Raw genomic sequence first — 10,800 nt, 5'->3', positions numbered from 1 at the left:
GGCTTTTGGTAGTATCTGGGGGGGTGGCCTTTGCTTTTGCCAGTAAGGACATGGTCGCCAACTTTTTTGGTGGGCTATTGATTTACTTTGATCGGCCGTTTTCAGTGGGTGATTGGATTGCTTCACCGGATAAGCAAATTGAAGGTACTGTTGAAAAAATTGGTTGGCGCTTAACGCGTATCCGTACTTTTGATAAGCGGCCGCTTTATGTGCCTAATTCTATTTTTCCAAATATTGCAGTACAAAACCCATCGCGTATGTTAAACCGTCGTATTCGAGTGATTGTTGGTATTCGCTATTGTGACGTGAGTCGTATCGAAGATATTTTAAATGAAATGCGCACAATGCTGCGTGAGCATCCGGAAATTGATCAAAAACAAACTCTTTTTGTTCACTTGCAAGATCTTGGTCCATCGTCCTTAGAAATTTTAGTTTATACCTTTACGAAAACAACAGAGTGGGTGAAGTATCAGGGGATTCGCGAAGACGTATTACTAAAACTACTACGGATTGTTGAATCCCACGGTGGACAGTGTGCATTCCCAACGACAACGCTGGATTTACCTGAGGAGCTTGTCGAAGCTCAAAGTTAATTAAAGAGCCTGAATTTAGTGACTAGGTACAACTATAGGCTAGCTGAAAGCAGTGGCCATTATTATTCCCTGGCCGGCTGTGATTTTTTAAAGATGGTTAAGTGCATCAGCTCATAGCCCACCTGACAGCTTCCAACTTTTCATTAGATGACTGTCAGATAAAATCAGAACTAATCCATCTAATATATTATATAAGTTTGAGTACAGTTAATATACTTGTCAAAGTCATGATTGATTTAAGAGATACACTCGGTGCTTAGTGTGTGTTTTCGTTCGCTTTTTCAATCTTTCTAAATCATCTGATAATTTTATGAGTTAGATCGCCGCTTTTTTTGTTTTATAGCAGCTTCCAGTACAATTTCTAATTTTTCCTTGTCATAAGGTTTAACCACATAACCAGCTGCCCCTAAATCAAATGCTTTTTTAATCTTGCTTTCTTCTCCCAATGAGCTAACCATAATGACAAGTATTCTAGGAGATAGCTCTATTAGCTGCTCAAGAGCTTTTATGCCGTCATGCTCCATGATAATATCAAGGATAACAATGTGAGGGTGATGCTTTTTATAAAGGTCTATTAATTCTGAGCCATCTTTTCCTGTGGCAACTATTTCAAATCGGGTGGGGTCTATAGAGCTTTTGAGTTTAGCTAGACTCGTCTCTGAATCATCAACAGCAATAATTTTAAACATAACCACTCCTTTTTTGTTTAAGATATTTTATGAAAAAATTAACTTAATCGTTATTGTCGCTCTATTGGAGTTAACCTCTCTATGGTCAGACCATCAAACAAATCTATAAAGTACGATTGATAAGATGATAGCTAAAAAAGTAAGCAGGCACCAATTTTATAAAGAGAAAGTAATCTATGGGGGATAAAGAAGGATAAAGGCTTTCGGCCATGATCATCTTAGACATGGCCAAATTTTAGTAGGACTTAAGTTAAAGTGCCTTGACCTTGTCTATTTGTGTAATTAAATGATCAAAGCGCTGTTTGACTTCAGCTTCTTTTTCACGCTCTTTGGCAACAACGGCAGCAGGTGCTTTATTGATATAATTTTCATTAGCCAATTTTTTGCTAAAACGCTCAAGCTCTTTTTGTAATTTTGCTTCTTCTTTGGTAAGGCGCGCAAGTTCAGCCTCTTTATCGATCAAGCCTGCCATCGGAATATGAATGACCATATTACCAACTGGAGCCGCCGCAGAAGCAGGAGGCTCTTGGCTTTTATCTAGCCATTGAATGCTTGCTAATTTAGCTAGTGCAGTTAAGTAGGCTTGATTCTCTTCTAGGCGACACTGGTCTTCACGGTTACCCTGATGGAAAATCACGGGTAGAGCTTTATTCGGCGAAAGGTTCATTTCAGCACGAATCGTTCGAATGCCAATGACTGTCGCTTTAATCCATTCGATGTCTTGTTCTGCTTGATGATCTACCATAGCTTCATCAACTTGAGGGAAAGGCTCTGTCATAATCGAATCACCTGTTTTACCAAGTAATGGTGCGACAGACTGCCAAATCTCTTCGGTGATAAAAGGTGTCATTGGGTGCAATAGGCGCAGTAATTGCTCAAGTACACTAACTAGCGTGTAAAGTGTGGCTTGTTTCTGGGCAAGAGTGGCATTATCGTCCCACAGTACCGGTTTAGACAGTTCTAAATACCAGTCACAATACTCATTCCAGGTAAATTCGTAAAGCGCTTGGGCTGCTAAGTCAAAGCGGTATTGATTAAATTGCTTGTGAACTTCGCTAATGGTTTCTTGCAAGCGTGAGCGTATCCAGCGATCGGCGAGGCTAAATTCAAGTTTGCTTGGGTCAAGTTCGAGGGTTTGGTTTTCTGTGTTCATTAACACATAACGGCCAGCATTCCAAAGCTTGTTACAGAAGTTGCGATAGCCTTCAACACGTTTTAAATCGAAGTTGATATCGCGGCCATTGGTGGCAAGAGCACAGAAGGTAAAGCGCAAGGCATCGGTACCAAAAGCAGGAATACCTTCAGGAAACTGCTTTTTCGTTGCTTTTTCTATTTTGCTTTTTAGCTTAGGCAGCATCATGCCGTGAGTACGTTTTTCTAGCAAGCCTTCTAGACTGATGCCATCGATGAGGTCAATCGGGTCTAAGGTATTTCCTTTCGATTTTGACATTTTTTGACCTTCATGGTCACGAATGAGGCCGGTGATATATACTTCTTTAAAGGGCACTTTACCGGTGAATTTTAAGCTCATCATGATCATGCGAGCGACCCAGAAGAAGATGATATCAAAGCCGGTGACTAACACGCTGCTGGGTAAGAATTTTTCCAGTTCTATGGTTTGTTCAGGCCAGCCAAGGGTTGAAAATGGCCATAGTGCAGAAGAGAACCAGGTATCTAATACATCAGTATCTTGAGTCAGTGTGATATTTTCAGCAAGCTTGTGGGTTTCACGAATAGCTTCTTCGCTTTCGCCGACATAAACTTTACCGCTTTCATCATACCAAGCTGGAATACGATGTCCCCACCAAAGTTGGCGACTGATGCACCAGTCTTGAATGTTATCCATCCATTGGTAATAAGTTTTACTCCAGTTTTCTGGCACAAAGCGAATCTCGCCGTTTTTTACTGCATCGGTGGCAGGTTTGGCGAGAGGTGCGGCTTTAACATACCACTGATCAGTCAAGTAAGGCTCAACGATGGTATTACCGCGTTCACTGCGGGGGACTTTCAGTGTATGTGGCTCAATTTTTTCAAGTAAGTCGGCCGCTTCAAAATCAGCGATAATTTGCTTACGCGCTGCAAAACGTTCTAAGCCTTGATATTTTTCAGGGGCATTGTCGTTAATATGGGCATCTGGCGTTAATACATTGATCATGTCTAGCTGGTGGCGTTGACCCATTTCATAATCATTAAAGTCATGCGCTGGGGTGATTTTCACGCAACCGGTGCCAAAATCTTTATCGACATAATCATCGGCAATAATTGGAATTTCACGATCAGTGAGCGGGAGCTTAATGGCTTTGCCAATTAAAGGCTTATAGCGCTCATCTTCTGGGTGCACAGCCACGGCCGTGTCTCCAAGCATGGTCTCCGGGCGCGTGGTGGCGACGATTAAGTGCCCAGAACCATCAGAAAGTGGGTAACGTAGGTGCCAGAGTGAGCCTTGTTCTTCTTCTGAAATGACTTCAAGGTCAGAAATTGCCGTAAGTAAAGCTGGATCCCAATTGACTAAGCGTTTGCCACGATAGATTAAATTTTCGTTATACAAATCAATAAAGACTTTTTGAACGGCTTCAGAGAGGCCTTCATCCATAGTAAAACGCTCGCGTGACCAGTCTGGAGAAGTGCCCATACGACGCATTTGTTGAGTAATCGTCCCGCCTGATTGCTCTTTCCATTGCCACACTTTATCGATAAAAGCATCACGACCGAGATCATGGCGAGAGGTGTTTTCGGCGGCTAGTTGGCGTTCGACGACCATTTGGGTCGCAATACCGGCATGATCTGTTCCCGGTTGCCAAAGAGTTTGGTCACCTTGCATACGGTGATAGCGGATCAAAGTATCCATGAGGGTATGTTGAAAACCATGACCCATATGTAAAGTGCCAGTGACATTCGGAGGTGGCAGCATGATGGAGTAGGGAGTGCCATTGCCTTGAGGTGAAAAATAGCCTTTTTTCTCCCAAGATTGGTAATGGTTTTTTTCGATACTGTCGGGTTGGTAGGTTTTATCCATGGTCTTTGATCTCTATATTATCTTTAAAGTGATTATCCGTCTTAATTAATTTTAAATTAGGCCGGTTGTTGTTTTTTTTAGTCGGGCTATTGTGATGGTGCACACTAAAGCCGGCTTGCTGATAATGCCGATAGGCTTTACGTGAGGCTTGTAAGCTATTCTTATCCTGACTGACAATTTCAGCAATACGTGGATATTGATTATTTTCATGTTCAAGAGGGGCGAGTTTGATGAGTAAGCCTGCGGGACTTCGTTGCTCACCAAAGCCAATTAAAACTTTGACATCATCATCGACGAGGGGGTGACCGACGATAGCATGAGGAATAAAGCTGGTTTCACTAAAACTCCACAGCAAGTCATCGAGCTGTTCAGCGTCTTGCTCGCTATGGGTATGGATATAAACCGTCGTGTCTTGAGATAGGGCTTTTTCAGCCAAACGACAAGCAAAGTGCAGCTCGGCCTGCTTGTCTGTGGTATTGAGAATATAAAAATCTACGCGCACAATGTCTCTCGGTTCATCGGTAAAAATAAAGTTAGGGCGCCTATGCACCCTAATCCCGTTTATTTCACTATTTTATTCAAATCTAATTTAATCTAAAAATTTTATTTTTTGAAAAGATTAAATTAGCTCAAGGTTGATAAGTAACGCATTAACAAGGGCACTGGGCGCGCTGTCGCCCCTTTCTTCTTATCAAAAACGCCACCGGCACTGCCTGCGATATCGAGGTGTGCCCAAGTATAATTTTTAGTAAAGCGTGATAAAAAGCAGGCGGCGGTAATGGTTCCTGCCGCTTTACCACCAACGTTGGCCATGTCCGCAAATGGGCTGTCGATTTGGGCTTGATACTCTTCATCGAGTGGTAGTTGCCAGGCTTTATCCGCGGCTTCTTTACCGGCCTTAAGCAAAGTTTGGGCAAAATCATCATCATTGCTCATCAGGCCGGTATTATGCTCACCTAAAGCAACGACGCAGGCACCGGTTAAAGTGGCAATATCAATGACTGCTTGTGGCTTGAATTTTTCGATGTAGCTTAGGCCATCACACAGGGCTAAACGGCCTTCAGCATCAGTATTAATCACTTCGATGGTTTGGCCGCTATAAGACGTTAAGATATCGCCGGGTTTTAACGCTTTGCCGTCCGGCATATTTTCCGCTGCGACAACGATGCCGACAATATTTTTCTTGAAATTCATTTCGGCGGCGGCTTTCATAACACCAAAGACGCTAGCTGCGCCACACATGTCATATTTCATGCCTTCCATGCCTTCGCCGGGTTTGATGCTAACGCCGCCTGAGTCAAAGCTAATGCCTTTACCAACAAAGCCAATCGGTGCTTCGTCTTTATCATCTGCACCCTGATAGTGCATGATGATAAATTTAGAAGGTTCTTCACTGCCCTGGCCGACGGCAAGAAAAGAATTAAAGCCAAGCTCATAGCCCTCTTCTTCATCGATGATTTGTGTGGTAATGCGGGTATAGTCTTGAGCGAGGTCTTGCGCTGTTTTGGCAAAATAGCTTGGTGTGCAGACATTACCTGGTGCATTGGCAAGGTCTTTGGTTAAGTGAATACCGGCAAGCAGGGCATTGGCATGATCAAGATCAGCTTCGCTTACTTGGCCGATGAAATTAAACTCAGCAGGCACATGTTGCTCTTTTGGCTTGCTCTTTAAACCATCGACACGGTAATAACTTGCATCGATTGCTTGCATGGCTAAAGAAAGCTTATCGGCAGATGGGTTATTGCTGATTGGTAACTCAAGGGTTGAGAAGGTCACCTGATTTAGAGTTAAATCTTTTAAACGGGCAATGGCTTTTTCATGTAGACTTTTAAATTGTAAATCGGTGAGTTTGTCTTTTTTGCCCGCACCGATAAGCAAAACACGTTCGGCGTTAATGCCGGAGACTTCTGGGATCAATAAGCTTTGACCCGATTTTCCTGAAATATCCCCACGTTCAATTAGACGGCTGATGAGCCCGTCAGTGGCTTGATCAATGGCTGTTGCTGTTTCGCTAAACTCTTTACCTTCAAAGATGGTAACGACCAAACAATCGCTTTTAATTGTATAAGCTTCTGATTGTATCGATGAAAATTTCATTCAAGCTCTCCGCCTTTTGACTGATTTTTTTACAAATTCGTGTACACTGTGCAAACTGTATGAGTTTACTTGAATTGATGACAGTTGTCAGCTAAAGCGAGGGGAATGAATTTGATATTAGCACGTTACCTATGGCGTGAATTGGGCAATGTTGCCTTGGCGACGACGATTGTGTTGCTATTAATTCTGGTCAGTATCATGCTTGTGCGCTATTTGCATATTGCTGATAGTTTTATGATTGCAATAAAAATTTCTGCATTACGTTTGCCTTATTACTTAGGAATGTTGATGCCGGTGGGTTTTTTCTTCGCGATTTTATTGGCTTTAGGCCGTTTTTTTGGCCGAAAGTGAAATGGTGATCTTGTTTAGCAGCGGCATGAGTTGGTGGCGCCTTGTTAAATTAATGTTGTTGCCTATGGCTGTCGTCATGATAATCGTCGCTCTTATCACAACTTTTGTTTCCCCTGCCTTAGAGCGAGTACAAGCGGATATTATGCAGCAATATCGCCAACAAGCGGCGAGCGCCATTGTTCAGCCGGGTTTGATTCGTTTTGACCATGGCCAAAAAGTGGTTTATCTCAAGGATGTTGAAGAAGGTGGCCAGGAAATAGGCCAGGTAGAAGCTATTTTGCGTAGTGGTGATAGCGAGAGCGTTTATGTGGCTCCTCGAGCGACACAGTATTATAATGCCGCAGGGGATCGCTATATCCGCTTATTTTCAGGCAAGCGTTATGATTTAAAAAATGGGGTGGTTTCGGCCTCTGTCAAATTTAAAGAGTATACCGTGTTAGTGCAAAAGCGTGGCATCGTCGGTACGGATCGTGATGTCAGCACCTTATCCATGCGAAAATTACTCGTCAATGGTTCTCCTGAAGCTTTGGCTGAATTTGAGTGGCGTATTGCCATCCCGCTTGCGGTGATTGTGTTGGGGTTACTCGCCATCCCATTAAGCAACGTTGCTCCGCGTCAAGGGCGTTATGGTCGGTTATTTCCGGCAGTACTCGTTTTTGCTGTTTATTTTAATATTCTGGCGGTGATTCGTAATGAGATTGAAAGTGGCAGTTTATCGATGTGGATTGGCTTGTTTTCTGCACCCATAATATTTAGCGTGATTGGCTTATTGTTTATTCATTATCGCAATCAAGGTGGACGCTGGAGGGTTAAAATATGATCTTGCGTCGTTATCTTGCCAAGCAATGTTTACTCATGACCCTGTTAATTTTATTTACCCTCGTTGCCTTAGATTTCTTTTTTGGCCTGATTGGTAACCTCGATGGGAGTTCGTTTTTACAGGCTTTGGCGTATATGCTTTGGCGCTTACCTGAGGATATGAATCAGTTGATCCCGATTAGTGGCTTGCTAGGGACGTTACTCGCTTTAGGCCAACTTTCGCGCAATAGTGAGTTGGTTGTCATGCGTGTTGCAGGGTTTTCGATGTTAAAAATCGCGCGAGCAGTGGCTATGGCAGGCGTTGTTTTGGCGGTGATTTTGATGTTGAATATCGCCTTGATTACGCCTTGGGCTAATCAGCATTCACGTTTGTTAAAACACACGCCTAACAGTAAAGAAGCGACCTTGACTGAAGTTTGGCTAAAATCTGATGAAGGTTTGGTGAATATCCAGGCTTTTTGGCCCAATGGCATACTCACTGGAGTGAGCCGTTATGACTTTAAAGAGGGAAAGTTAGATCGCATTCAAGTGGCCAAAGAAGTGCGCTATCAAAATGATCAATGGCACGCTAGCGATATTAAAACGACAACGGTTGCTGATAAGAAAATAAGTTATAACACGACGAGAACAGAGCTTTGGAATAGCCTGATGGCGCCTAGCTTATTGACCTTGGTTGCAACACCGGCCGATGAGTTGGACGTGGTCGGGCTTTGGCGCAATGTCATTTACCGGCTTCAGAACAGTTTGAATAGTAATAAATATCAATTTGTCTTATGGCAAGGTATTTTTACGCCGATTTCAGCGATTTTGATGATGCTTTTAGCCGTGCCTTTTGTCTTTGGTTCCGGGCGCAATACGAGCTTGGGTTTTAAGATGATGTTAGGGGTTTTGGTTGGTTTTGCATTTTTTATTATTAATCAGTTTGTTGGCTCTTTAAACAGCTTAATTCAACTCTCCCCATTGCTTGCAGCCTCATTCCCCAGTATCCTGTGCCTTTTATTGTTTGTCTATGGGGTCCAGAGGTTACGTTGACCATGCATATTGATGCCTTTGATTTTGAGTTGCCAGAGCAGCTTATTGCACAGTATCCACAAGAGAAGCGTCGTTCTAGCCGTTTACTGCATTTAGACCATCAAGGGCAGTGTCAACATCGCTGTTTTAGTGATGTCGTTGATTTGTTAAACCCAGGTGATTTACTGGTATTAAATAACACTCAGGTTATAGCTGCGCGCTTGTATGGTAAGAAGCCGACAGGTGGCAAGATAGAGATTTTGGTTGAGCGATTAATTTCTGAGACCGAAGTGCTGGCTCATGTAAAGTCTAGTAAAGCGCCGAAAGAAGGGACGTCAATTTTACTGGATGAAGAGGGAGCTGAGGTTATTGTATTAGGTCGCCAAGAGAGCTTGTTTCATTTAAAATTTAGTCAGCCTGTGTTGCCTTTACTCGATCGTATTGGTCATATGCCATTGCCGCCGTATATGGTTCGCCTAGATGAAGATGCCGATCGCAGGCGTTATCAAACGGTATATGCGAAGCACCCTGGCGCTGTTGCGGCACCAACGGCAGGCTTGCACTTTGATGATGAGCTGCTTGCAGAGCTCAAAGAAAAAGGTATTGATGTTGCCTTTGTTACTTTGCATGTAGGGGCGGGGACGTTTCAGCCGGTGCGTGTAGAGAATATTCATGACCATGTGATGCATGCGGAATGGTTACAAGTGAGTGATGAAGTCGTCGCCAAAGTCAACAAAACCAAACAATCCGGTGGCCGGGTGATTGCCGTAGGCTCTACTTCTTTGCGCAGCTTAGAGACTGCTGCAGAGTCTGGTGAGTTGAAAGCCTTTGAAGGTGAAAGCCGTCTATTTGTCACGCCGGGTTTTAAATTTAATGTGGCTGATGTCATGATTACTAACTTTCACTTGCCTAAATCGACACTGATGATGTTGGTGAGTGCCTTTGCCGGTTACGATGAAGTTATGACGGCCTATCACATTGCTATTGAAGAAAAATATCGCTTTTTTAGTTATGGCGATGCGATGTTTATTGAAAAAAAAGTAACAAGTTAATTTATTAATAATAAAATTTAATATTTAAATATAGAGAGTAAGGGACTTGTATGAGTCATATGTCATTTGAGTTATTACGCAAGGACGGCAAGGCACGCCGCGGGCGCTTAAGCTTTCCACGTGGTGTTGTTGAAACACCCGCCTTTATGCCGGTGGGGACCTATGGAACAGTCAAAGGTTTAACGCCTGAAGAAGTTTCAGCAACGGGTGCGCATATTGTGCTGGGGAATACCTTTCATCTTATGCTGCGCCCAGGAACGGATATTATTGAGCAGCATGGTGACTTGCATGATTTTATGCAATGGCAGGGCCCAATTTTAACAGACTCGGGGGGCTTTCAGGTCTTTAGCTTAGGCGCGCTGCGTAAGCTCGATGAGAAAGGTGTGACTTTTCGTTCGCCCGTCAATGGCAGTAAGGTTTTCATGGGGCCAGAAGAATCTATGGAGGTGCAGCGCAAATTAGGTTCAGATATCGTGATGATTTTCGATGAATGCACACCCTATCCAGCCAGCTATGAAACGGCGCGTGAGTCTATGGAGCTCTCCTTGCGTTGGGCGCGCCGCAGTAAAGATGCGCATGGCGATAATCCAGCGGCTTTATTCGGAATTATTCAAGGCGGTATGTATCCTGACTTACGTAAACGTTCGACTGAAGGTTTATTGGAAATCGGCTTTGATGGTTATGCCATTGGTGGTTTATCTGTTGGTGAGCCTAAAGGCGAAATGTTCAGTACGCTCGAGGCGACAACGCCGTTAATGCTAGAAGATAAACCACGTTATTTAATGGGAGTGGGTACACCGGATGACCTTGTCGAAGGGGTGCGTCGAGGTGTGGATATGTTTGATTGTGTGATGCCGACCCGTAATGCGCGCAATGGCCACCTATTTACATCAACAGGCGTGATTCGTTTGCGTAATAGCGCAAATAAAACGGATACGCGTCCGGTGGATGAAGATTGTGCCTGCTCAACCTGCCGAAATTATTCTCGGGCTTACTTGCATCACTTGGATAAATGCAATGAAATGCTTGGCGCGCGCTTAAACACAGTTCATAATTTACATTACTATCAGAAGGTTATGAGTGGTTTGCGCACGGCGATTGATGCAGGTAAGCTAGATGAGTTTGTTTGTCAGTATTATGCTAAGCAGAATAAAGAAGTTCCAGAATTAACT

General features: G+C 43.5%; 10 protein-coding genes. 6 read left to right on the top strand and 4 right to left on the bottom strand.

Translation table 11 applies throughout. The features are described from left to right. Positions 1 to 593, top strand: a 593-nt coding sequence (locus tag BGC07_RS21475) for a mechanosensitive ion channel family protein (RefSeq protein WP_235602839.1), incomplete at its 5' end; no start/stop codon positions are given. A 308-nt stretch (positions 594 to 901) separates the two neighbouring features. Here BGC07_RS21475 and BGC07_RS01960 read toward each other — a convergent pair. The 4 genes from BGC07_RS01960 to BGC07_RS01945 form a co-directional block, all read right to left on the bottom strand. Further along, positions 902 to 1,282, bottom strand: coding sequence for a response regulator (locus BGC07_RS01960; RefSeq protein WP_069311751.1), 381 nt, complete (start codon positions 1,280 to 1,282; stop codon positions 902 to 904). A gap of 250 nt (positions 1,283 to 1,532) precedes the next feature. Then, the gene (locus BGC07_RS01955) at positions 1,533 to 4,298 is read right to left on the bottom strand and encodes a valine--tRNA ligase (protein ID WP_069311750.1); all 2,766 of its coding nucleotides are present in this window, start codon (positions 4,296 to 4,298) and stop codon (positions 1,533 to 1,535) included. Further along, entirely contained in the window at positions 4,291 to 4,800 is a 510-nt protein-coding gene (locus BGC07_RS01950; RefSeq protein WP_077216943.1) for a DNA polymerase III subunit chi, read from the bottom strand. The genes BGC07_RS01955 and BGC07_RS01950 overlap by 8 nt, the downstream gene beginning before the upstream one ends. Before the next feature lie 122 nt (positions 4,801 to 4,922). Next, entirely contained in the window at positions 4,923 to 6,395 is a 1,473-nt protein-coding gene (locus tag BGC07_RS01945; RefSeq protein WP_069311749.1) for a leucyl aminopeptidase, read from the bottom strand. Positions 6,396 to 6,500: 105 nt separating this feature from the next. Between BGC07_RS01945 and BGC07_RS21470 the strand changes: the two genes are divergently transcribed. The 5 genes from BGC07_RS21470 to tgt all read left to right on the top strand — a co-directional run. Next, complete coding sequence (locus tag BGC07_RS21470) at positions 6,501 to 6,746, top strand: LptF/LptG family permease (protein ID WP_235602838.1); 246 nt, start codon at positions 6,501 to 6,503, stop codon at positions 6,744 to 6,746. Next, a complete protein-coding gene (locus BGC07_RS01940) occupies positions 6,733 to 7,566 on the top strand; it encodes an LptF/LptG family permease (RefSeq protein ID WP_235602837.1) in 834 nt (277 codons plus the stop codon). The genes BGC07_RS21470 and BGC07_RS01940 overlap by 14 nt, the downstream gene beginning before the upstream one ends. Beyond that, positions 7,563 to 8,597, top strand: a complete 1,035-nt coding sequence (gene lptG / locus BGC07_RS01935) for an LPS export ABC transporter permease LptG (RefSeq protein ID WP_069311748.1) — start codon at positions 7,563 to 7,565, stop codon at positions 8,595 to 8,597. Before BGC07_RS01940 ends, lptG begins: the two co-directional genes overlap by 4 nt. Positions 8,598 to 8,599: 2 nt before the next feature. After that, positions 8,600 to 9,628, top strand: a complete 1,029-nt coding sequence (gene queA / locus BGC07_RS01930; RefSeq protein WP_069311747.1) for a tRNA preQ1(34) S-adenosylmethionine ribosyltransferase-isomerase QueA — start codon at positions 8,600 to 8,602, stop codon at positions 9,626 to 9,628. Positions 9,629 to 9,687: 59 nt separating this feature from the next. Continuing rightward, a partial coding sequence (gene tgt, locus BGC07_RS01925; RefSeq protein WP_069313775.1) for a tRNA guanosine(34) transglycosylase Tgt occupies positions 9,688 to 10,800 on the top strand: 1,113 nt, incomplete at its 3' end.

This window comes from Piscirickettsia litoralis (assembly GCF_001720395.1).
GTDB classification, from domain to species: domain Bacteria; phylum Pseudomonadota; class Gammaproteobacteria; order Piscirickettsiales; family Piscirickettsiaceae; genus Piscirickettsia; species Piscirickettsia litoralis.
Note: the sequence above shows the minus strand (reverse complement) of the source record. Positions and strands in the feature narration are given on the sequence as shown.

What these genes read in the sequence shown, in the direction of transcription:
- queA (WP_069311747.1), top strand. Translation starts at nt 8,600, where the DNA reads ATGCATATTGATGCCTTTGATTTTGAGTTGCCAGAGCAGCTTATTGCA.
- BGC07_RS01955 (WP_069311750.1), bottom strand. Translation starts at nt 4,298, where the DNA reads ATGGATAAAACCTACCAACCCGACAGTATCGAAAAAAACCATTACCAA.
- BGC07_RS21470 (WP_235602838.1), top strand. Translation starts at nt 6,501, where the DNA reads ATGAATTTGATATTAGCACGTTACCTATGGCGTGAATTGGGCAATGTT.
- BGC07_RS01960 (WP_069311751.1), bottom strand. Translation starts at nt 1,282, where the DNA reads ATGTTTAAAATTATTGCTGTTGATGATTCAGAGACGAGTCTAGCTAAA.
- BGC07_RS01945 (WP_069311749.1), bottom strand. Translation starts at nt 6,395, where the DNA reads ATGAAATTTTCATCGATACAATCAGAAGCTTATACAATTAAAAGCGAT.
- lptG (WP_069311748.1), top strand. Translation starts at nt 7,563, where the DNA reads ATGATCTTGCGTCGTTATCTTGCCAAGCAATGTTTACTCATGACCCTG.